The sequence below is a fragment of the Glutamicibacter protophormiae genome, assembly GCF_014647495.1.
GTDB classification, from domain to species: Bacteria; Actinomycetota; Actinomycetes; order Actinomycetales; family Micrococcaceae; genus Glutamicibacter; species Glutamicibacter protophormiae.
The window spans coordinates 379,590-400,590 of record NZ_BMPH01000002.1 but is presented as its reverse complement, the minus strand read 5'-3'; the positions used below and the strand labels follow the sequence as shown (position 1 = coordinate 400,590).

At 62.5% G+C, this 21,001-nt stretch carries 21 protein-coding genes; 11 read left to right on the top strand and 10 right to left on the bottom strand.

Going from position 1 to position 21,001, the window contains the following annotated elements; all coding sequences use genetic code 11:
* Positions 1–31: 31 nt before the first annotated feature.
* Positions 32–1,003, bottom strand: a complete 972-nt coding sequence (locus tag IEY43_RS04265) for a zinc-binding dehydrogenase (RefSeq protein WP_188947360.1) — start codon at positions 1,001–1,003, stop codon at positions 32–34.
* Positions 1,004–1,492: 489 nt separating this feature from the next.
* Positions 1,493–2,059: a helix-turn-helix domain-containing protein gene (locus tag IEY43_RS04260; RefSeq protein ID WP_188947359.1), complete on the bottom strand. Its 567-nt coding sequence runs from the start codon at positions 2,057–2,059 to the stop codon at positions 1,493–1,495.
* Positions 2,060–2,193: 134 nt separating this feature from the next.
* Here IEY43_RS04260 and IEY43_RS04255 point away from each other — a divergent pair, with 134 nt between their 5' ends.
* Positions 2,194–2,985: an IclR family transcriptional regulator gene (locus IEY43_RS04255; protein WP_188947358.1), complete on the top strand. Its 792-nt coding sequence runs from the start codon at positions 2,194–2,196 to the stop codon at positions 2,983–2,985.
* A 115-nt stretch (positions 2,986–3,100) separates the two neighbouring features.
* On the opposite strand, the gene IEY43_RS04250 is transcribed toward IEY43_RS04255, so the two are convergent.
* Genes IEY43_RS04250 through IEY43_RS04220 form a run of 7 tightly spaced genes read right to left on the bottom strand, consistent with a single transcriptional unit; the run spans position 3,101 to position 9,516 of the window.
* Complete coding sequence (locus IEY43_RS04250) at positions 3,101–3,571, bottom strand: hypothetical protein (RefSeq protein ID WP_188947357.1); 471 nt, start codon at positions 3,569–3,571, stop codon at positions 3,101–3,103.
* Positions 3,572–3,578: 7 nt separating this feature from the next.
* Positions 3,579–5,153, bottom strand: a complete 1,575-nt coding sequence (locus IEY43_RS04245; RefSeq protein ID WP_188947356.1) for an acyl-CoA synthetase — start codon at positions 5,151–5,153, stop codon at positions 3,579–3,581.
* Positions 5,150–6,004 carry a 3-(cis-5,6-dihydroxycyclohexa-1,3-dien-1-yl)propanoate dehydrogenase gene (hcaB, locus tag IEY43_RS04240; RefSeq protein ID WP_188947355.1) on the bottom strand — a complete coding sequence of 285 codons (855 nt, stop codon included), beginning with the start codon at positions 6,002–6,004 and terminating at the stop codon, positions 5,150–5,152. Before hcaB ends, IEY43_RS04245 begins: the two co-directional genes overlap by 4 nt.
* 39 nt (positions 6,005–6,043) lie before the next feature.
* A complete protein-coding gene (locus IEY43_RS04235) occupies positions 6,044–6,580 on the bottom strand; it encodes an aromatic-ring-hydroxylating dioxygenase subunit beta (RefSeq protein WP_188947354.1) in 537 nt (178 codons plus the stop codon).
* 12 nt (positions 6,581–6,592) lie between these two features.
* Positions 6,593–7,807, bottom strand: a complete 1,215-nt coding sequence (locus IEY43_RS04230) for an NAD(P)/FAD-dependent oxidoreductase (protein WP_188947353.1) — start codon at positions 7,805–7,807, stop codon at positions 6,593–6,595.
* A 9-nt stretch (positions 7,808–7,816) separates the two neighbouring features.
* A complete protein-coding gene (locus IEY43_RS04225; protein WP_188947352.1) occupies positions 7,817–8,167 on the bottom strand; it encodes a non-heme iron oxygenase ferredoxin subunit in 351 nt (116 codons plus the stop codon).
* A complete protein-coding gene (locus IEY43_RS04220; protein WP_188947351.1) occupies positions 8,164–9,516 on the bottom strand; it encodes an aromatic ring-hydroxylating oxygenase subunit alpha in 1,353 nt (450 codons plus the stop codon). Before IEY43_RS04220 ends, IEY43_RS04225 begins: the two co-directional genes overlap by 4 nt.
* A 212-nt stretch (positions 9,517–9,728) precedes the next feature.
* Between IEY43_RS04220 and IEY43_RS04215 the strand changes: the two genes are divergently transcribed.
* The 8 genes from IEY43_RS04215 to dmpG all read left to right on the top strand — a co-directional run bounded on the left by IEY43_RS04215 (position 9,729) and on the right by dmpG (position 17,812).
* Positions 9,729–10,538, top strand: a complete 810-nt coding sequence (locus IEY43_RS04215) for an SDR family NAD(P)-dependent oxidoreductase (RefSeq protein WP_188947350.1) — start codon at positions 9,729–9,731, stop codon at positions 10,536–10,538.
* Positions 10,539–10,758: 220 nt separating this feature from the next.
* The gene (locus IEY43_RS04210) at positions 10,759–12,057 is read left to right on the top strand and encodes an MFS transporter (protein WP_229777264.1); all 1,299 of its coding nucleotides are present in this window, start codon (positions 10,759–10,761) and stop codon (positions 12,055–12,057) included.
* A 197-nt stretch (positions 12,058–12,254) separates the two neighbouring features.
* Positions 12,255–12,704: a PaaI family thioesterase gene (locus tag IEY43_RS04205; protein WP_188947348.1), complete on the top strand. Its 450-nt coding sequence runs from the start codon at positions 12,255–12,257 to the stop codon at positions 12,702–12,704.
* Positions 12,705–12,840: 136 nt separating this feature from the next.
* Positions 12,841–13,695, top strand: coding sequence for an alpha/beta fold hydrolase (locus IEY43_RS04200; protein WP_188947347.1), 855 nt, complete (start codon positions 12,841–12,843; stop codon positions 13,693–13,695).
* Between the two features lie 253 nt (positions 13,696–13,948).
* Positions 13,949–14,887 carry a 3-carboxyethylcatechol 2,3-dioxygenase gene (locus tag IEY43_RS04195; protein WP_188947346.1) on the top strand — a complete coding sequence of 313 codons (939 nt, stop codon included), beginning with the start codon at positions 13,949–13,951 and terminating at the stop codon, positions 14,885–14,887.
* Complete coding sequence (locus IEY43_RS04190; protein ID WP_188947345.1) at positions 14,887–15,729, top strand: 2-keto-4-pentenoate hydratase; 843 nt, start codon at positions 14,887–14,889, stop codon at positions 15,727–15,729. The genes IEY43_RS04195 and IEY43_RS04190 overlap by 1 nt, the downstream gene beginning before the upstream one ends.
* Positions 15,730–15,811: 82 nt before the next feature.
* Positions 15,812–16,744, top strand: a complete 933-nt coding sequence (locus tag IEY43_RS04185; RefSeq protein WP_188947344.1) for an acetaldehyde dehydrogenase (acetylating) — start codon at positions 15,812–15,814, stop codon at positions 16,742–16,744.
* 39 nt (positions 16,745–16,783) lie between these two features.
* The gene (gene dmpG / locus IEY43_RS04180; protein WP_188947343.1) at positions 16,784–17,812 is read left to right on the top strand and encodes a 4-hydroxy-2-oxovalerate aldolase; all 1,029 of its coding nucleotides are present in this window, start codon (positions 16,784–16,786) and stop codon (positions 17,810–17,812) included.
* 97 nt (positions 17,813–17,909) lie between these two features.
* Here dmpG and IEY43_RS04175 read toward each other — a convergent pair whose 3' ends face one another.
* Complete coding sequence (locus tag IEY43_RS04175) at positions 17,910–18,260, bottom strand: cupin domain-containing protein (RefSeq protein WP_188947342.1); 351 nt, start codon at positions 18,258–18,260, stop codon at positions 17,910–17,912.
* Positions 18,261–18,412: 152 nt separating this feature from the next.
* On the opposite strand from IEY43_RS04175, the gene IEY43_RS04170 reads away from it, so the two are divergent.
* Positions 18,413–19,111, top strand: coding sequence for a helix-turn-helix domain-containing protein (locus tag IEY43_RS04170; RefSeq protein ID WP_229777263.1), 699 nt, complete (start codon positions 18,413–18,415; stop codon positions 19,109–19,111).
* Between the two features lie 141 nt (positions 19,112–19,252).
* A complete protein-coding gene (gene mhpA / locus IEY43_RS04165) occupies positions 19,253–20,986 on the top strand; it encodes a bifunctional 3-(3-hydroxy-phenyl)propionate/3-hydroxycinnamic acid hydroxylase MhpA (protein ID WP_188947340.1) in 1,734 nt (577 codons plus the stop codon).
* The last annotated feature ends 15 nt before the right edge of the window (positions 20,987–21,001 follow it).

Sequence of the window (21,001 nt, the reverse complement as noted above, 5' to 3'; positions counted from 1 at the left end):
CCCGTCCGGAGCATGCTCTCCGGGCGCCGGCTTATGCGACGGTGATGACAATTTTTCCGGAGATATTGCCGTCAAGCATCGCCTGCATCCCGGCATGGATTTCCTCCAGCGCCAGGACGCGGTCAATCTTGGGCCGCAGCCCCTTCGTCTCGACGAAACGCAGCATGTCCTGGGTTTCCTGCCGCGTTGAACCGGTCGAGCCGATCACCCGCAGCTGCTGGTAGAAGATCCTGCCGAGATCGGCCTCGGGACTGGTTCCGCTGGTCGCCCCGGCGATCACGATGGCCCCGCCCGGCTTCAGGCAGCGCAGCGAGTGAGCCCATGTTGCCTCGCCAACCGTTTCGATCACCAGATCGACGCGTTCAGGAAGCCGTTCTCCCGACTCGAAAACTTCTGCCGCGCCGAGTTCGAGGGCCAGATCACGATTGGTCTGGCTGCGGCTTGTCGCATAGACGGTTGCCCCCGCTGCCGCGGCCAAGCTGATTGCTGCGCTCGCGACGCCGCCACCGGCGCCCTGCACCAGCACGCGATCCCCCGGCTTCAGCGCCCCTTGTGTGAACAGCATGCGGTAAGCGGTCGACCAGGCGACCGGCAGGCAAGCAGCTTCCTCGAAGGACAGGGATCCGGGTTTGTCCAGCACACACCGCTCGGGGACAAGGAGGTACTCGGCGAAACCGCCGTGGTGCTCTTCGGACAGCAATGCGCGGCGCGGATCAAGGGTTTCGTCGCCGCCCCCGGCCTCCGCATCGGCGATCACTGGGTAGACGATCACCCCGCGCCCGTCATCCGTCACCCCGGCGACGTCGCAGCCGAGAATGATGGGGATGTTCTTGGGATCATGCCCCACACCTCGAAGGGTCCACAGGTCATGCATGTTGATCGACGTGGCCCTGACCTTGACCTTGATCCAGCCCTCCGTCGGCTCCGGCACCGGCATCTGCATCAGGGCAAGCCCCGACAACGGATCATCGAAATTCTGGGATACTGCTACAGCTGCGCGCACCGACGTCTCCTTGCGTAGTTCTGGTGGTTTCCTCCAAGTCTCTGGGGCGCTGCTGTGGTGCGCGACATGTTGTTCCGCACCACGGCACAGGCTGTACGCCCGCCCCGCCTGTGCCCGCTAACCTCTCCCGCAGGAGTGTTGCGATCACGGCAAGAGGACCGCGGCAACCTGGGACGGGATGCCGCACCTCGTGGAACTCGCAGAACGCGGGACTGGAACTCTGGATGAAGCTATCAGGCTTGAAATCACCGGCATTGGGCCGGTTGCCCTGCGCGCTGGGATGCTAGGAGACCAGCGGACAGTTCAACCGGCAGGGACACTTCCTGGCAGCGCGGCAGCGGCATTCGCCGAGGTCCCGGCCTCCTGATCGGCCTGCCCGGCCTTTGATCTTGACCGGTTCCACGCCGCGCGGCTGGCGATCAACGCCATTCGACAGGGTTCAGGGTTCGCCGGGCGCTCCGTCCGCGACAACGGCCGCTCGACGGCAGCTCAGTGAAGCGGCTTGAACTGGGCCACCTGCGGGGCCGTCGTGGTGAGGTGCACCGTGGCAGACTGGCCAAGGGCTTCATAGTGGTGGGTGATATCTCCGGGAAATCTGAAATAATCTCCCGTCGAAACGTCGACGCTCTCGATTTCCCCGCTGATTCTCAAGTGTCCGGATATCACGTAGACCTGGTGTAAAGTGCCACGTGAATGTGGCGCAATTTTCGTGATCTGCCCGGGGGTGACTTGGTAGATTCCCGTCTCTACATAGCCGGTGCCGTACACGCGGTCCAGGCTGAACTCGGTGCCAAGGGGATGATCCTGGCCGGAAAGATCAGCTGCGCGCATCAGGCGCACATTACTGCCGTAAGTTGCCAACACGGCCCCCAGTCTTACGCCCAGCCCCTGGCAGATCATTTCCAAGGTGCTGACTGTGGGATTACCCTCCCCGGCTTCGATCTTCGACAAAGTCTGCTTGGACAGTCCTGCCCGCTTGGCCAGTTCTCCCAGCGAAAGTTCGCGTTCCCGGCGAAACCGGCGAACGTTTCCAGCTACAACACTATTTGTTTCCACCCAAGAATTGTCACTTATAATTACCGAACTGTCATGTTTGACATTCATCATGGCCGGCGACACACTTGGAATTACCGTCTGTTTTGCAGCTCAGTGTCCAGTTGCTGCACATCTCAACGTGTAAGGAGCCAAACATGACGCGCACCGCTCTATCAGCGCGCGATAACCGCACCGCGGTAGACAAGGCCATGGCCCTGCTGAATGCATTCGGCGAGCAAGCGACGACGGGTGTTGGGGTCAGCGAACTCGCTCGCCGGGCGGACCTTTCGAAATCGACGGCCTTCAGGCTGCTGGCGTCACTGCAGAACAACGACGCGGTGGAGCGGGCGGGCAACGCCTACCGGCTCGGTCGCATGATTCAGGATCTGGGCACCACGCAGGAATCGGATCTCCATGCCCGGCTGCGCGACGCCCTGACCCCATATCTGGTGAACTTGTATGAGCTGACACGGCAGACCGTGCACCTGGCGGTACTCCAGGGAACAGACGTGGTGTACCTCAACAAGCTCTACGGCCAACTGACGGTTCGCAGCCCGTCGCGCATCGGCGGTCGAGCCCCGTCCTACTGCACGGCGGTGGGCAAGATCCTGCTCGCCTACGACCCTAGTGCAGCTTCACGCGCCATGGATGAGGAAATGCATGCGTGGACCGCGAACACCATCACGGACCCAGATCTGCTCGCCCGGGAACTGGCTATGGTCCAACGCAATAATCTGGCCTTCGACCGGGAAGAAATCCTGATGGGTCTGAACTGTGTTGCCGCCCCGGTATTCAGCACCTCGGGGCAGGTGGTTGCCGCCCTCTCTGTGTCCGGCCCGGTCGGGAAGTTCGACCCCGAAAGCCAAATGAACGTGCTTCGACGCGTCTGCTATGAAGCTTCACGTGCCGCGTCAGCGGTGAGCGCCGCAGTCAGCCGCGGCATGTAGGCATCGAAGAATTCAATAAAACATCCGGAAGAACGGCAAAAGATGGCGGAACCGTTGGGCTCCGCCATCTTCTTCCATGACCAGGAAGCGCCCCGGTCCACGCCTGAAGTACCCGCTAGGTCGTAGGGACCACATCAATATTGCGCGACTCCTCCAGAACCCACATTGGTTCCGCGACGAGCAAGCTTACCGATCGGTCCCAGAGATCGACGTCAATCACGTAGCGAAAACCAGCCTGTTCGGCCCGGGCGATTTCCTGCACGTCGCCTTCGGCAGCGGCGATGACCAACCTGCGGCATTCACGGTCGCGACGCATCAATTCCTCGGCCACGAGCTGGATGCTTCCGGCCGCGGCATCATCCGAAACGGAAATTACCTGGTCATGGGCCGATACCGGGTAGGCATCGCGGAGCTCGCTGCGACCGGCCAACACGGATTGGCAGCACCCGCGGGATTCGCCGGATTCGGTGACGTTGAATGCCAGTGCAAAATCTGCGGCAGGTTCTGCTTCCTCTAGCCGCCACGCCGCAGGTAGCGGTTTGGGCCATTTGAGAAGTTCAATTTCGTCAAAATCGTGGTCATGCATGATGTGCCTACCTTTGGCTCGCGAGGGAACGAATGGCCAGTTTATCCAGCTTACCTGCTCCGTTTCTCGGAACTTCCGTGGTCATCACGAGGTCCTTGGGCAACTTGAAACGAGCCAGATGCGACTCTGCGTAATCCCGGAGTTCCTCGACTGTAGGGTTGACCCCGGGCTTACAACTGACCACCGCAACGACGCGTTCGCCCCACTTTTCATCTTCAACGCCCACTACGGCCACATCTGTGAGTCCCGGGAAGCCGGACAGCGCTCGTTCGACTTCCGCCGGATAGATGTTTTCGCCCCCGGAAATGATCATGTCCTTCAGCCGGTCGACAATGTAGAGGTAACCATCGCTATCGCGGTACCCGATGTCGCCGGAGCGGAACCAGCCTTCGTGGAATGCTCCGGAGGTCGCTTCCGGGTTCTCCCAGTAACCGGACGTCACGTTGGGACCGCGAACCAGCATTTCACCGGTCTGCCCGTCCTTTTCCACATCCTGCATGGTCACCGGGTCGACGATGCGTACCTCGGTGTAAGGCATCGGAAGACCGCAGGATCCTGGCTTCTTGTGGGTCAGCTCCCGCGGAAGATAGGTCGCGAACGGCGACGTCTCGGTCAGGCCCCACGCCTGTTGCACGTCCACGTCCTTGGCTTTGTACTGAGCCAGCAGAATCGGAGGCACCGGAGCTCCGGCGCAAATCAGCGCTCGCAGCGAGGAGATATCTACGTGTCCGAACTCTTCTGTCTGTTGCATGGCGGCCAGCATCGCCGGAACCAGGAATGCCTGGCTGACCGAGTACTTCTCAATGTCAAGCAGGACCTGGCGAGGATCGAAGTTGCGGCGGATCACCGTGCGCCCGCCGCGCACGATGCTGCGGATAGTTAGGGCGTTCAGGCCGCCGATGTGGAACAGGGGAGCCACAGCTAGGTTAGTGTCGCCACGGCGGGTATCGACCAGCGAATCGACGTTGACCGAGTTCCACCAAATGTTGCCGTGGGTAATCTGCACGCCTTTGGGCATACCAGTGGTTCCCGAAGTGAACATGAGGATGCCCAGATCTTCGTCGAAGCTGTCCACCGGAGCGCCCAGAGAGATCTCCGACTCGCCGGCTCTGGTCTCGCTCAGGCGGGCATAATAAAGCGGAAGCCCGGCGGGGGCCGGCACTTCTTCGTCCGTATCGATCATGACCAGCTTGGTCAGCCCGATCGTTGTTTCAAGCTCCGGAATCTGATCGATCACGCTCTGGTGGGTGGGTTCCACCAGCAGCAGGACCGGCCGTGAACGTTGCAGGAGATCTCGGACTTCCAGCGGCGCGAGGCGGAAATTCAGCGGTTCGAAGACCGCGCCAATCCACCAGCTGGCCAGCATCGTTTCGATGAAGCTGAAGCTGTTCAGGCCCAGGTACGCAACGCGGTCCCCAGGCTTTGTGCCCTCATTGAGCAGGGTCTGCGCCAGCGATCTGACATCGGCTTCCAGCTGGGCGTAGGTCCAAGTCTTTTGACCGTAGACGATCGCTTCCTCGTCGGGAAAAAATTTCGCCTGGCGGGCAACGCCCGCGGCAGCGTTCAGATTAATGTCTTTCACAGTGAGTCTCCTCCTGCGGCCTTGTCGCCAAAGCCTCGAATCCCAATGCCTCCATCGGCGTTAATGATCTGACCGGTAATGTTCCCGGAATTTCGCTTTGAGGCCAGCAGCACGTACGAACCGGTGAAATCCACAGGATCCACCGAGGCATCATGTAGCGGAATCAGCGGGTTGTTCCCCGTGATGGTGGAACGCGCGAACGAGTCGCCGATGGAGCGCTCCGCCAATCCAATGGATTCAGGCCCGCGCAGGTCGGTATTCATGCCGCCCACCGCCACGCCGTTGACCCTGACCTTGGGCGCCAGTTCATAGGCGAACTGGTTCACCAGTCCGCGTGCCGCGAACTTGCTCGCCGTGTAAACCGGTCCGCCGCCCGCGGTGTAGAACGACGCATTGGACAGCGTCATCACGATGTTTCCACCGCTGGCGACCAGCTCACGCCATGCCGCTTCCACAGTCAGCAGGTAGCCCTTGACGTTGATGGAGAACAGCTCGTCAAAAGATGCCGCCAGCTGCTCTCCGTTAAGCTTGGTCACCGACCTGTTGAAATCCCAGATCCCCGCGTTGGGCACCAGGATGTCCAGCTTGCCGAAGTGCTCCACCGTCTGCCGGACGGCCTTATGCAGAGCAGCAGAATCGCGGACGTCCGCAGCGATGGCCAGCATCGACTCCGGCTTCCCGCTGGCTTCCCGCACCGCGTCGAGTTTGCCTTGATCGCGACCGATGATCGCCACCTTGGCGCCCTCGGCCAGGAACCGTTCGGCCACGGCGCGCCCGATGCCGGACCCGCCGCCGGTAATCAGGGCAACATCTCCGGTCAGCCATCCGGCCGCTTCAGCAATGGTGCTCATGTGTGGTAACTCCTCGTGATGCGAGAATCGTAGGGTTGTCTAGAAGAACGTGCTCAGGTTCTTCGCCATCAGCACGTTGATGTCGAAGAGGATCTCGCGACGGGCGACGCCGAAGCTTCCGTCCTCGCGCACCCTGATGATGTCAGTCCGGCCGCCCGAATAAATGTCGGTTTCGGTCTGCAGACGGTTGCGGTACACCAGGAACGCGCTGCGCACGCGCAGCTCGGTGGGGCTAGCCCAGCGCGCGGTCACGTTCGAGATCAGATGGCGGGTGCGGCTGGGCGGATCTTCGGCCCAGGCCATTCCCGAGTCGTAGCGGCGGATGCGCCAGGCCAGCGACTCCTTGGTCTCGTCGAAATACGCTGCTTCGCCTTCCCGCCCGATAGACAGTGCCGCCTGACGGCGCAGCCGGTTCGTGCGCAGCGGTGCGAAGTAGAACAGGTCTTCTTCGAAGATCTCCAACCAGTCAGCGAAATGCCCGTCATCGAGCATCTCGGCTTCGCGGAAGTAAAACTGCTGGATCTTATAGGCCAGCTCGGCGTCCACCAACTGGTCGACGACTACTTCTTCGGTCATGTCGATTTCCTCCTAGCGTGCGAGTTTCTTCAGGTCGATCGTCGGATCAGCCAGCTGCTCGACGTTGACCGGTTTGTTCTTGTCAATGATCCGGCGTGCGGCGCGGACCAGCAGTCCCCCGTCGATGGCGGCGCAGCCGGCCAGCAGGCCTTCATCCGTCACGCGGAATGCGGCCACGGGAATCCCGTCGAGTTCGCGCGTGACCAAGGTTCCGTCGCCCAGCATCGAGCCGACACCCTCGACATGGACGCCGTGGCGATCGGACCAGAACCAGGAGGCGCCGTGGGTCGGAAGCTGCGCCTCCAGCAAGGCCGCGGCAACGGTTTCACCGGTGTTCATCGCATGTTCCCAGTGCTCCGCGCGGCGCAGCAGCGTGCCGTCCGACAAACGCGTGCGGGCGGTGTCGCCGATCGCGTAGACGTTCGGGTGGCTGGTGCGCTGCGATTCGTCGACCAGGATGCCGTTGTCAGTATCCAGCCCCGAGGCGGCGGCCAGAGCGGTGTCGGCGACGATGCCGATGCCCACCAGCACCACGTCGGCCAGGATCGAGGAGCCGTCAGCCAGGGTGATGGCATGCTGTCCCGACGCATCCACGGAGATCTCCGTGGGGATTCCGGTCACCAGCTTCACGCCGTTCGCCACGTGCATCTGATGCAGCCGGCGGGCCAGCACCTCGCCCACGGCAGGAACCAGCGGCGGATCCACCGGATCAATCAGGGTCACGCTGGCGCCGAAGCTCAGCGCAGAAGAGGCAACCTCGGCGCCGATCAGGCCGGCTCCGATGATCGCCAACCGGATTCCGGGCTGCAACACCTGTCGCAGGTGATCGGCGTCCTGCTTGGTGCGCAATTCCAGAACCGTCGGCAGCTGGCCGCCGGGAATGGGGAGCCGGCGGGCGGTGCCGCCAGTAGCCAGCACGACCTTGTCCGCGTGCAGCACGGTTCCGTCGGCCAGCGTGACGGCCGGCGCCTCGGGATCCAGGTCGACAACCTTGGACTCGATGACCTCGATGTCCTGATCGGCGAACCAGCCGGCGTCGATGAGCTGGATCTGCTCTGCGTCGCGGTGGCCCAGCAGGTAGTCCTTGCTCAGCGGCGGACGGTCGTACGGGATGCCCTCGGGATCGACAATGGTCAGCTTCCCGGCAAAACCCTTGGCGCGCAGGCTTTTGGCGGCGGTGAAGCCGGCCATGCCGCCGCCGGCGATCACTACGGATGCAAGTGCCATGGTGCTCCCCTACGCCTCAACCGGCTCGGCCGGTACGTTCGGGTAGAGCAGCAGGTCGTTTCCGGAGACCTCGACCTTGTGGGTGCGCGCGTCCTGGGTGGCGGGCATGCACAGGGCGGTACCCTTCTTCAGGCAGAACTTGGCGGCATGGATCGGGCACTCGACCTCGGTGCCTTCGATCCATCCGTCGGCCAGGGAAGCCGTCTCATGGGTGCAGTTGTCGTTCAGGGCGTAGAAGTTGCCGTCTTCCGCATGGAACACCGCGATGTCTTCTCCGGTGCCGGTTTCGTCACTCGGAATAACCTTGGCTTCGCCCTCGTCGATATCGTCGATGCTGCCGATGTTAATTGGATTGATCATGCCTGCTCAGTCCTTTCGTGCCAGGCGGGGGTGTTCATTTGCTTGCTCCAGTGGCGGTAGAAGGCGCGGCCGGCAGCGTCTGAGTAGAGCTCGCTGGTCTGGCCCGGGTACGTACCGTCATTGCGTTCCGAACCGATCCCCATTTGGAAGTTCAGCGGGACATTGTTCGTGACGAAGCCGTGGGAGATGGCCTGGATTTCGCTCCAGTTCTCGCCGTCGTCGGCTTCGAAGATGCCCGAGGGCCCGAAGGTCCTCAGGTTGTAGAGGCGCTGGGCGTCCTTGACCTCGTCGGGCATGGACTTGTCGACCAGGACCCAGGCCCAGACCTCCATCTTGTCCGGCCCCTTGGGGTGCCAGACGCGGATGGATCCGTTGACCGGCAGGTAGGAGAAGTTCGGGAACACGGTGGCGTGGCCCGTGGTCATGGGACCTTCCACCGCTGCGTCGCCCAGCCGCTCACGCAGTGCCTCGTAGTCGTAGTATTCATGCACCGGACGCGCATCGAATCGGGATTTCGGGTGGGTGGGGAATCCGGCGCCGTGGCCGTTCTCCGAGCCGAACTGGCGTCCGGGAGTGGCTGCGATTTCCGCTTTGGGGCCGCGGCCTGTCGGCGAGAGCACCATCAGGGCCGAAGCGTGGGACATGTTCACGTGGTACCAGTCGGTGGCGAACTGTTCGGCAGCCAGCTTCCAGTTGCCTTCCAGGGTCCACTTCATGACGCCGCCCATGACCTCGGTGCCTTCGGGGTCGCGGTCCAGCATCGCGTCCATGTAGTAGCGCATGTCGCCAAGGTTCTCCTCCAGCGACTGCGCGTCCTTGTCCCAGTTGCCGAAAATCAGGCCCTTGTAGGACTGGACGTTCGGCACCTCGATCAGGCCCCACTGCTTCCTGTCGAAGTCTTCCGGGTAGGCCTTCTCGTTGGGCACCGACTGCAGCGCGCCGGCCAGGTCAAAGGACCAGCCGTGGTAGGTGCAGGTAAACATCTTGGTGGCACCGGCATCCGCACGGCACAGGCGCACGCCGCGGTGGCGGCACGAGTTCAGGTAGGCGCGAATCGTCTTGGTCTTGTCCATGGTGACGATGATCGGATCTTCGCCCATGAACGTGGTGAAGAAATCCCCGGGCTTCTTGAACTGCGATGTGTGAGCCAAGAACAGCCAGCTGCGCGCGAAAATTCGACGCTGTTCCTGCGCATAGATCGAGGTTTCGGTGTAGATCGACCGGTCAATCAGGCCGCCGTCGGAATCCACGAGGGTGGAAACGTCAATATTCTGCGTAAATGCCTCGGGGCGGCTCATCCTGCCGATCGAGGCGTTGGCTTCACTGGTGTGAGAGGTGCAGTCGCTCATCTGAACCGTCCTTGCTCGGTGCTACTAAGGGAGTCTCCGCCGGGGCGGCGGATGCTTACGAATTATTCAGCCATGGATGTGATTTGGAAACCACCCCGTGTTCCGAACCACAACACGCATCCTCCTGTCAAGATGCCTCCCCCATCAATTCTGCGTTCCGCAGACCGGCACAGCCCGGAGAAAGGCTGGGCGGGCAAAGCCACGATAGCCTCATGAACATTGAATCAAGCAATCACCAGTCCGGCTCGATCCGTCCCGCGTCACCGGGCCAATGGCAAGACGCCGGGGTGCTGGTCGTCGGCGCGACGTCCGGGCTGGGCACTGCGGCGGCCCAGGCGTTCGCCGGGGCAGGCGCCCGAGTCGTCGTCGCCGGGCGCAACCAGCAAGCCGGCGAGCGCATCGCCGCCGAGCTCTCGGCCCGGTACGCCAAGGTCGACGTGCTGGATAGCGGGCAGCTGAAAGCCGCGCTCGCCGTGGCGGCCGAGGCTCCCCAGGGGCTGCGGGCCGTGGTCAACGCCGCCGGCAGCGCCATTGTCCGCAAGACGGCCGACCGCCATGGGGCCCATGACCTTGAGAGCTTCACCGAACAGATCCAGACCAACCTGATCGGGTCATTTAATGTCCTGCGCCTCGCGGCTGAGGCCCTGCAAGGCCAGGAGCCCCTCGAAGGATTCGGGCGGGGAGTCATCGTGCTGACCAGCTCCATCGCCGGGTTCGAGGGCCAGCGAGGCCAGGTGGCCTATGCGGCGTCCAAGGGTGGCGTCAACGCGATGGTGCTACCGGCGGCGCGGGACCTGGCCCGCGACCAAATCCGCGTCCTGGGTGTGGCTCCGGGCGTGTTCGACACCCCGTTCATGGATGTGCTCCCGGAGGAAGCCAAGGCCGAGCTGGGGCATGCGGTTCCCTTCCCGCAACGGCTCGGAAATCCTGGGGAATACGGGAAATTGGTGGTTGATCTGGTATCAAACCAGATGATGAACGGTGAAGTAGTTCGCCTGGACGGCGCCTTGCGCCTGGGCTAGGCGGGCTCGGAATTGCGGAAAAGAAAAACGTAATCGTTCCGTGTGGCGGAACACCGCATGGATTCCTTGCTGTTAGGCAACTCACACTGATCCAAGCGTGATGGCGGCAGGCACCCATCAGGCAACTTTACTCGCTACGACTTCCTGGGAGCTCGCAATGGAGCACACTTCCGTACAAACCCAACCGCCAAGCTCACCCAAGGAATCAAGACGCGCACTCGTGTCGAGCTTCCTCGGGTCAACGGTTGAATACTACGATTTCCTGCTTTACGGTTCGGCCGCCGGCCTGGTCTTCCCCCATCTCTTCTTCGACAAGGACATGGACCCGACCTTGGGCATGGTCTTGTCCTTCGTCATCCTGCTTGCCGGATACATTGCCCGCCCCGTCGGCGGCGTGCTCTTCGGACACTTCGGTGATCGCTTCGGTCGCAAGAACATGCTGTTCATTACCTTGATGATGATGGGCGTCGTCTCGGTCGTCATCGGCCTCATGCCCACCTACGCGACCATCGGGATCGCGGCGCCGATCATTCTGGTGCTGTTGCGTGTAGTCCAAGGCCTGGCCGTGGGCGGCGAATGGGCCGGTGCCACGCTGATGGCGGCCGAGCACGTTTCCGAGGGCAAGCGCGGATGGGCCGCCTCCATCGCCGTCACCGGCGGCCCAACCGGTTCCGTTCTTGCGACCCTGGTCCTGGGCCTGTTTGCCGGTCTTCCCGAAGAAGCCTTCATGACCTGGGGCTGGCGCGTTCCGTTCCTGCTGTCGGCGGTGCTTGTCATCATCGGCCTGTACCTGCGCTACCGCGTTACCGAATCGCCGGACTTCGTGGCCGCTCAGGCCTCCGGAGAAGTCCATACCGGTGTTCCCATCGTCCGCGTGCTCACCAAGTACCCGTTGTCCACGCTCTACGGCATCCTGGCTTGCGCCGGTCCGCTGTTTATGCAGGCGCTGCTTGCGATCTTCATGGTTCCCTTCGTCGTTCAGACCGGTGCGGTGGACCGCCAGCAGGCCCTGATGCTGCTCACCGCCTCCTCGTTCGTTCACATCTTCGCGATCCCGTTCTTCGCCGCGCTGTCCGACAGGTTTGGACGCCGTCCGGTCATGCTCGCCGGCGCCGGCATCTCCATCGCCCTGGTGTTCCCGATGTTCGCGCTGTTCAACTCGGGCAGCTTCTGGCTGATCGCTCTGGCGTTCATGGTCGGCAACCCGATCATCCAGGCTTCGATGTACGGCCCGATTGGCGCTTTCCTGGCCGAAAAGTTCGAAACCCAGGACCGCTACACCGGTGTCTCCCTGACGTTCCAGCTTGGTTCGGTCCTCGGTGCGGGCACCGCGCCGCTCATGGCGACTTGGCTGATGGGCCTGGACAACGGGCTGGGAACCAGCAACATCGCAGTGTGGTTCATCATCTTGATCGTCCTGGCAGGCGTTTCGGTGCTGCTATCCAAGGAAACCCTCGGACGTAACAACTCCGCGGCTTCCCGCCCCGTCGATTCAGTCGACAGCTCGGCAGCTCGGTAGCCCCACCCGCAGGGCATCGACCACAGCGGCAGCGCTCCGGATAACCACGGAGCGCTGCCGCTGTCTGCCACCAGCATCGCCAACCTCAGCCGGCGCAGTGTTCCACAGCGCGGAACCCGCGGTGGATGTATCACGTGGCGCACCGTACTGTGAGCCACAACGACTAAGCTTCCATACCCGTTATTGACAGGAGCATCATGGCCATTCCAACAAGTGCCGAAGAACTGCAGACCTACATGAACAAGTTTCTTGATCGGCTGGGGTTCGAAGACATTGTGAGCACGCTGGGACTGCGTGCCCATCAGGCCGACGGCCAGTCCATTTCGCTGCGCATGGATTTGAAGGAGTCGCTCGCACAGGCGAACGGCATGTACTCGGCAGCAGCCCTGTTCGGCGCCGCAGACATTGCCGGGACGTTCCTCGCCATGGCCGCCTACGCCGGATCCGGCCAGTTCCCGCTGGCCGTCCAGTCGAACCAGAACTTCATGACCAATTCGAAGTCCGAGTACGCGGTCGCTACCGCGAAAATCTTGCGCGGCGGCGGCTCGGTCGCCGTCGCAGAGGTTACGGTGGCAGATGACAGCGGCAAGGCGCTGATGCATTCGACATTCACCTACGTCCTCAAGGAACGCAAGCTAGGTAAGTAGTCCTGCTTCGTTCCATGCTACGGAACACCCTGAGGCACGCCAGCCCGCCAGTTCCTAGGCTGGATGCAGCTTCCCTTCTTCCGCGGCGACCCCATTGCCGGGTTCCCGCACCACCCTACGTCCCAGGAGTATCGACATGACTACGGTAACCATTCCCGAGTACACCACGGATCAGTTCTTCGGCCTCGAAGACAAATGGCTCCACACTGCAGACGGCGAGCTGACCCACTACCATGAGCTCGGCGAAGGTACTCCCATCCTGTTCCTGCACGGATCGGGAACCGGCGTCACCGCTGCGGCCAACTGGTGGCTGAACCTGCCCGAGCTGTCCAAGCAGGGCCGCTGCATCGCCATCGATTCCGTGGGCTATGGCCAGAGCGTCGCTCCCGAGAACATCGCCTACGGCATCAAGGAATGGGTCCGCCATGCGGTGCGCACTCTGGACGCCCTGGGCATCGAGAAGACCTGGATCGTGGGCAACTCGCTGGGCGGATGGCTCGCCTTCCAATTCGCCATCGACTACCCCGAGCGCCTGCTCGGCATCATCTCGATGGGCACCGGCGGGGCCAAGCTGACCGGCGCGCTGAAGGGCCACTCGAACCCGGTGCTGACCGAAGATGGAATCCGCAACACCCTTGAGATGTTCGTCGTGGACAAGTCCCTGGTGACCGATGAACTGGTCTCCCTGCGCTACCAGTCTGCCCTGAACGACACCGCCAGCGACCGGCTGGCTGACGTGGTCGCTGCCCGCGACCGCGACCGCACGGAACTGCCCCTGGACTTCGCGGTGCTCGCCAAGCTGGACATCCCGGTCCTGCTGATCCACGGCGTGCAGGATGTCGTCATCCCAGTCTCCCGCACCTGGGAACTGCTGAACACCATCCCGACCGCGGACGCCCACATCTTCAACCAGTGCGGCCACTGGTCGCAGGTGGAAAAGGCCGCCGAATTCAACGAGGTCGTCGCAGGCTTCCTGGCCCGCCACAAGTAGCACAAGCCGTTTGCGGACAAGCCGGCGGGTCCACTGGCCCTGTCGGCTTGTCCTTTTGCTTTTTACGGTTCGGCCACGTCGCCGGCTCGTCTCACCCGAGGCGGCCGCGCTTCCGGCTGCTCCCCGCTGCGCTGAATTCCCGGTGCCCGTCGTACCGTCAGATGGAACGCATGCTGGAACACTTCGCACAGATCAAGTGCAATAGAAACTAGTCGATATTCGATTTTCCCTTCCGTATCTGAAGGAGCACCCAATGCCTCAGGCACTTCTTTGCATGTCTCACAGCCCGTTGCTGGAGCATACCAATCCACCGGCCGAGGTTAAAGCGGCCGTCGAATCCGCGTTCGACCAGGCTCGGGCATTCGTCAAGGACTTCGACCCGGATCTGATCATCAACTTCGGACCGGATCACTACAACGGCTTCTTCTACGACCTGATGCCTCCCTTCTGCATCGGCTACGAAGCCCTGGGAACCGGCGACTACGATTCCTGGGACGGCCCGATCAACGTTCCGACGAGCATTTCGGAGGAGCTGGCCCAGTTCGTCATCGATCAGGACATCGACACCGCGATTTCCCGCAAGATGGAAGTCGACCACGGTGCCGTTCAGCCGATGGAAATCATGTACGGCAACCTCTCCGACAAGCCGATGATCCCGATCTTCATCAATTCCGTGGCCCGGCCGTTCACCAAGGTCTCCCGGGTGCGCAAGTTCGGTCAGGCCGTAGGCGAATTCTTCAAGAACTCCGACAAGAAGGTGCTGTTCATCGGCTCTGGCGGGCTCTCCCATGATCCTCCGGTGCCGCAGATCGCCACCGCGACCGAAGAGCAGCGCCAGTTCCTCACCGACGGCCGGCACCCGACTCCCGAAGCACGGGCCGCACGGCAGCAGCGCACCATCGACACCGCTGTCGCCTTCGCGAAGGGAGAGGCGGACATCATGGAGCTGAACCCGGAATGGGACCGCACCTTCCTGGAGGTTTGCAAGTCCGGCAACGTCGAGGCGTTCGACACCTACAACGCCGATGACATGGATGCGCAGGCCGGACATTCCTCGCACGAGGTGCGCACCTGGGTCGCAGCCTACTCCGCGCTCAAGGCCTGCGGTGACTACGAGGTCACCTACGAGTTCTACAAACCAATCAAGGAATACATCGCCGGCTTCGGCGTAACCACGGCGGTGATCAAGTAATGACGCAGGCGGCACAAGCAGGCGCAGCGGACTGGGCAAGCAACCATTCGAATGAGGCAACGCGCGACGAACTGCTGAAGCGACTGGCAGCAGAACTTCTGCATGCCGACAGCACCGGCGTTCCGGTTCCTCCGCTGCGCGATCGCGTCCTGGACATGAGCCTGGATGACGCGTACCAGATCCAGGAAGCACAGCTGAAGCACCACCAGGCCGCCGGCCGCGTCCTAGCCGGACGCAAGGTCGGACTGACGTCGTTGGCCATGCAGCAGCAGCTCGGCGTGGATTCCCCGGATTTCGGCTACTTCTTCACCGACATGGTCTTCAACGAAGACGCGGTGATCCCGTCAACCTCGTTCATCTCCCCCAAGGTCGAGCCTGAATTCGGCTACACCCTGAAGGAGACCCTGCAAGGTCCCGGGGTGACCCGTGAACAGGCTCTCGCCGCGATCGACCAGGTCTATCCGGCCATCGAAATCATCGACTCCCGAGTCCAGGACTGGGACATCAAGCTGGTGGACACCGTGGCGGACAACGCGTCCTGCGGGGCTATCGCCGTGGGCACTGTTCCGCTGGATGTGCAGCTTGAAAACCTCGCCGAGGTCGAATGCTCGCTGCTGATCGACGGCCACAAGGTCGCGTCCGGCAAGGGCAAGGCGGTCATGGATGACCCCATCGCCCCGCTGGTGTGGCTGGCCAATGTCCTGGGCGAGCAAGGCGTCGCCCTGGAAGCCGGCCAGCTGGTCCTCCCCGGTTCCTTCACCGGCGCCATGCCGGTGGTTGCCGATTCCACGGCCACCGCTGATTTCGGGGACCTGGGCAGCCTAACCATCAGCTTTAGCTGATCCGCTGACCGGAGTGTTGCGCCGTCCGCACCTCCTGTCGCTTCCAATACATTTTTGAAGATCTTCAAAGGACAAAACTCCCATGGCTAAAAAGACCGCAGCGATTGTCGGCTCCGGAAATATCGGCACCGACCTGATGTTCAAGATCATGCGACGCGCCAAGAACGTCGAGGTCAAGTACATGATCGGCATTGACCCCGCCTCCGACGGACTGGCCCGCGCCAAACGCCTGGGCATCACGGTCTCGGCCGAAGGCGTCGACTGGCTGCTGGCCCGGGAAGACAAGCCGGACTTCGTCTTCGAGTGCACCAGCGCCAAGGCCCACGCTGCCAACGCACCGAAATACAAGGCCGCAGGGATCCACGCCATCGACCTGACCCCGGCAGCGGTCGGCCCGTACCTGGCCCCCGTGGTGAACCTCGATGACCTGACCGACACCATGAACGTCAACATGATCACCTGCGCCGGCCAGGCCACCACCCCGATCGTGGCCGCCGTTTCCTCCGTGGTTCCCGTGGACTATGCGGAAATCGTCGCCTCGATCGCCTCGAAGTCCGCCGGCCCGGGCACCCGCGCCAACGTGGACGAATTCACCGAAACCACCGCCAAGGCGCTGGAAGTCGTCGGCGGAGCCAAGCGCGGCAAGGCCATCATCATCATCAACCCGGTGGAACCGCCGATGATCATGCGCAACACCATCTACTGCGCCATTCCAGCCGAAGCAGCCGAGCCGGGAGCCACGCAGGACGCCATCCGCGCAGCCATCGACGAAGCCGCCGCCAAGATCCAGGACTACGTTCCCGGATACTCCCTGCGTCTGGAACCGCAGTTCGATTCGGCCCGCGAGGACTGGGGCGGGCAGGGCCGCGTGGGCATCTGGGTGCAGGTCAAGGGCGCTGCCGACTACCTGCCCGAGTACGCAGGCAACCTGGACATCATCACCGCCGCCGCGACCCGCACCGCCGATCTGCTCTCCGAGAAGATCGATGCGACGCTCGCCGCCGCCGGTGCCTAAGCTGCGCACACCCACATTTTTCTAAGGACACATCAGACCATGACTGCACCACTGGACACCACCTTCGATATCCGGTTGACCGACACCACCCTGCGCGATGGCTCCCACGCCATGAGCCATAAGTTCACCGAAGAGCACGTACGCAGCGTCGTGCGCGCGCTGGACGATTCGCGTGTGGAGGTCATCGAGGTCACCCACGGCGACGGGCTGGGCGGTTCTTCCTTCAACTACGGGTTCTCGCTGACCCCGGAGCTCGACCTGATCAAGGCCGCCGTCGACGAGGCCAAGCAGGCGAAGATCGCCGTGCTCATGCTTCCCGGCCTGGGCACCATCCACGACCTGAACCAGGCTTATGACGCCGGAGCCTCCGTGGCCCGCATCGCCACCCACTGCACCGAGGCGGATGTCTCGATCCAGCACTTCCAGCATGCCCGCAAGCTCGGCATGGAAACCGTAGGCTTCCTCATGCTTTCGCACCGTGTCTCCCCGGAGGAGCTGGCCAAGCAGGCGCGCATCATGGCCGATGCGGGCTGCCAGTGCGTGTACGTAGTGGATTCGGCCGGTGCGCTGATCCTGGACGATGTCTCCGATCGCGTCTCGGCGCTGGTCGCCGAGCTGGGCCAGGACGCTCAGGTGGGTTTCCACGGCCACCAGAACATGAGCTTCGGCGTCGCCAACTCGGTCTTCGCCGTGCGAGCCGGAGCCAAGCAGATCGACGGCACGCTGATGGCGTTGGGTGCCGGCGCCGGCAATTCCCCCACCGAGGTCCTGGCCGCTGCCTTCGACCGCCTGGAGATCAAGACCGGAGTGGACATCCAGGGGCTGATGGGCGCGGCTGAGGACATCGTCAAGCCGTTCATCACCCGTATGCCGATCATGGACCGCGCGTCCATCATGCAGGGCTACGCGGGCGTGTATTCCTCGTTCCTGATTCACGCGGAGCGCGCTGCGGAACGCTACGGCGTCCCGGCGTACCGCATCCTTGAGGAAGTCGGCAAGGCCGGATACGTCGGTGGCCAGGAAGACATGATCGTGGACGTCGCGGTGCAGCTGGCCGCAGCAAAGTAATACCGCTTTGGCATCGCCGCGCGGGTTCTCCTGGGAACAGGAGAACCCGCGTGGCGATGTCTTTTTCCGCCGCTGAAGCGGACCGCCGGTCGGCTTGTCAGCTGCTCAGGAACGTCACCGTAATGCGCGCCGGCGCGGCGGCGTAAACCGCGTGGATGACGTTTGCCTCGACGAAAATGCAGCCGCCGACGCCCAGGGGCGTTTTGGTCCCGCCCACGGTGAAATCCACTTCCCCGTCGATGACCTGCACGAGAATCGGCGTCCGCGCCGTATGCTCCTTCAGCTCCACATCGGCATCGAACGCGATTTCCGTAATCTGCGCCTTCGCACCGGAGAAGATGCGCTTGGCCGCGTACCGGCCTTCCTTGATCGGATTTCGTTCTTCATAGTCCCGCAGGGATTGGGCAATCAGCGTTGATTCCTCGGACACGGATGGCTTTTCGTCCATGAATAGTTCCTTTCAGCCGCCAGGGGTCACATTCAATGCTCCCCGCTCTTGTCAAAGAACTCTAGCCTCTTCGCATGCAAGGGCGCCTGCGTCATCTGTCCCCGGGGCCTTCATCCGCCCCGGCAAGCACCAGAATATGTCATGCTCAATGCGTGACCGAACAAAAATCTGACACAGCATCACGCACCGCCGGTTCGCAAACACTGGCCCGCGGACTGCTGGTGCTTCGCCTGGTGGCCCAGGCATCCGATGGACTGGCGATCACCGATGTTGCCTTGGCGGCCGGAGTGCATCGAACCGTCGCCTACCGCGTACTCAATACGTTGTGCGACGCGCATCTGCTGCACCGCGGAGCTGACGGGCGGTATCGTGGTGCAGCCGGTCTGCTCGCGCTGGCGGGAGCCGGATACCAGCATCTTCGAAGTGTTGCCCTGCCATTGCTGAGCTCGGCAGCCACGGAGCTGGGCGCCACGGTGTCCTTGCTGGTTCGAGAAAGCGATATGGCGGTGGCCCTGGCGGTGGTCTCTCCGCCCAGCGGCAGCTACCACGTCATGTTTGCCGAAGGATCGCGTCACCCCATATCCCGAGGTGCGGCGGGTCTGGCCCTGCAAGCTGCCGGGACGGCCAGCGAGTTTGAGCCCGAGCGCATCCGCCAGGTTCGCGCTGCCGGGTACGCCCAGACTTTCGGCGAGGTCGAACCCAACATGCATGGGTTGGCCGTGCCGATCCCGCTGGAGCTACAGCATTCGGCAGCGTGCCTGAACGTCATCACGGTTCGACAGGAAGACCTCGCTTCGGTCCGTATTCTCCAGGAGGTCGCCCAGCACATCGCCAACCATGTGAACGGCTGAGCGCTCCAGCGCCGCACCCCTTCGTGCTGTGGTGCGGAACACCCTCTTGACCCGCTACTTGAGCCGCTGGTGTCATGGAAACCAAGAGCGTGCAAATAAAGATCATGCGCGAGCGTTATTTACACACATTGCGAGGACCCTATGGATCAAAGCACCAGCAACCACAGTGACGTCATCATCGTCGGGGCCGGCCCCACCGGACTGATGCTGGCCAATATCCTGGGAATGTACGGCCACTCGGTGACCGTGCTGGAGGCCCGGGATTCCCTGATCGACTATCCGCGCGGGGTGGGCTTGGACGATGAGTCGCTGCGCACCATCCAGACGGTCGGCCTTGTTGACGAGGTTCGTCCGCACACCACGCCACAGCACATCATGCGTCTGGTCAATGGCCGTGGCAAGAGCATCCTCATCAATAACCCGCGCACCGACGAGTTCGGCTGGGAGCGCAAGCACGGCTTTATCCAGCCGGAGGTAGACAAGGTGTTGCTCAAGGGCTTGTCCCGTTTCCCCTCGGTTCAGGTGCTCTTCGGTCACAGCGCCGACCGGATCGAAGAAACCGAAAGCTCTGTCATCGCTCAGGTAACTGTCCCCGACGGGGAGGGCGGCACCTCGGAGCATCACTTCGAGGCTCAATACTTGGTCGGTTGCGAAGGAGGGAAATCGCCGACGCGCAAGCGCCTGGGTGTCAGCTTCGACGGCAAATCGCCATCGACCAGATGGCTCGTCGTTGACGTCAACAACGATCCACTGGGAACACCGAACGTATTCCTCGGCGCCGATCCCAAGCGACCGTATGTGTCCATCGGCCTGCCTCACGCGGTCCGCCGCTGGGAGTTCATGCTGCACGACAACGAGCCTGAGGAACTGGCCACCGACCCGAAGTTCGTCAACCAGATGCTGGCCAACCACGTTCCGGATCCGGCGAAGCTCGATTTCATCCGCCGCCGGGTATTCACTCACCACGCACGCGTCGCAGGCTCTTTCCGGCAGGGCCGCCAGCTGATCGCCGGAGACGCAGCGCATTTGATGCCGGTATGGATGGGGCAGGGCTGGAATTCCGGCATGCGCGACGCCACCAATCTCGGATGGAAGCTGTCCTCGGTGCTCCGGGGCATGGCCCGGGACAATATCCTGGACACCTACACCGACGAGCGGATGGATCACGCCAAGGCCATGGTGGATCTGTCGCTGACCTTCGGAAAAATCATCAAGATCACGAATCCGCTGGGCGTCGCGGCACGCGATTCAGCGTCTAAGATCCTGAATTTCTTCCCTTCGGTCAAGAGCTACTTCGCGGACATGCGCTTCAAGCCGATGCCACGATACACCAAGGGTGTCCTGGCCGACCCTACGTCCTTCCAGAGCGGGCGCGCGGCAGGTGTGCTCTCCGGGAAGCTGATCCCGGTGGCCACCGCGAACACCAAAGCGTCCCCCGTCGGCGTGCAGTTCATTCAGCCGCTGGTGCACACCGAGGAGCTCGGAACCGTCCGGCTCGATGATGCCATCGGCAAATGGTGGACCCTCATGGTCTTGGGCAACGACCCGCACGATGTGTTGCCAGCCGAAACGATTGCGCAGCTCACGGAGCTGCAAGCGCGCTTGGTGGCCATCGTTCCCGACACCCAGTATGCGTGGGCCCAGCGCGACATGCACGAGGAAACCCTGGTTCTCTCGGATGTCACCGGACGGTTGAAGAAATGGTTTGACGACCGCCCGACACCGATGCTCCTCTTGCGTCCTGACCGCTTCGTCGCCGGAGCATGCCTAAATCAGGACGGGCCGAAGACCATCGCGGCAGTGCTCGAGTCAATGACCTTCATCGATGCGCGGACCTCGGCGCCTCAACCAGCAGGAAACTCCATCGGTATCTGAGCAGCATGGACCCCT

What these genes read in the sequence shown, in the direction of transcription:
- IEY43_RS04255 (WP_188947358.1), top strand. Translation starts at nt 2,194, where the DNA reads ATGACGCGCACCGCTCTATCAGCGCGCGATAACCGCACCGCGGTAGAC.
- IEY43_RS04250 (WP_188947357.1), bottom strand. Translation starts at nt 3,571, where the DNA reads ATGCATGACCACGATTTTGACGAAATTGAACTTCTCAAATGGCCCAAA.
- hcaB (WP_188947355.1), bottom strand. Translation starts at nt 6,004, where the DNA reads ATGAGCACCATTGCTGAAGCGGCCGGATGGCTGACCGGAGATGTTGCC.
- IEY43_RS04235 (WP_188947354.1), bottom strand. Translation starts at nt 6,580, where the DNA reads ATGACCGAAGAAGTAGTCGTCGACCAGTTGGTGGACGCCGAGCTGGCC.
- IEY43_RS04230 (WP_188947353.1), bottom strand. Translation starts at nt 7,807, where the DNA reads ATGGCACTTGCATCCGTAGTGATCGCCGGCGGCGGCATGGCCGGCTTC.
- IEY43_RS04225 (WP_188947352.1), bottom strand. Translation starts at nt 8,167, where the DNA reads ATGATCAATCCAATTAACATCGGCAGCATCGACGATATCGACGAGGGC.
- IEY43_RS04220 (WP_188947351.1), bottom strand. Translation starts at nt 9,516, where the DNA reads ATGAGCGACTGCACCTCTCACACCAGTGAAGCCAACGCCTCGATCGGC.
- IEY43_RS04215 (WP_188947350.1), top strand. Translation starts at nt 9,729, where the DNA reads ATGAACATTGAATCAAGCAATCACCAGTCCGGCTCGATCCGTCCCGCG.
- IEY43_RS04205 (WP_188947348.1), top strand. Translation starts at nt 12,255, where the DNA reads ATGGCCATTCCAACAAGTGCCGAAGAACTGCAGACCTACATGAACAAG.
- IEY43_RS04200 (WP_188947347.1), top strand. Translation starts at nt 12,841, where the DNA reads ATGACTACGGTAACCATTCCCGAGTACACCACGGATCAGTTCTTCGGC.
- IEY43_RS04195 (WP_188947346.1), top strand. Translation starts at nt 13,949, where the DNA reads ATGCCTCAGGCACTTCTTTGCATGTCTCACAGCCCGTTGCTGGAGCAT.
- IEY43_RS04190 (WP_188947345.1), top strand. Translation starts at nt 14,887, where the DNA reads ATGACGCAGGCGGCACAAGCAGGCGCAGCGGACTGGGCAAGCAACCAT.
- IEY43_RS04185 (WP_188947344.1), top strand. Translation starts at nt 15,812, where the DNA reads ATGGCTAAAAAGACCGCAGCGATTGTCGGCTCCGGAAATATCGGCACC.
- dmpG (WP_188947343.1), top strand. Translation starts at nt 16,784, where the DNA reads ATGACTGCACCACTGGACACCACCTTCGATATCCGGTTGACCGACACC.
- IEY43_RS04175 (WP_188947342.1), bottom strand. Translation starts at nt 18,260, where the DNA reads ATGGACGAAAAGCCATCCGTGTCCGAGGAATCAACGCTGATTGCCCAA.
- mhpA (WP_188947340.1), top strand. Translation starts at nt 19,253, where the DNA reads ATGGATCAAAGCACCAGCAACCACAGTGACGTCATCATCGTCGGGGCC.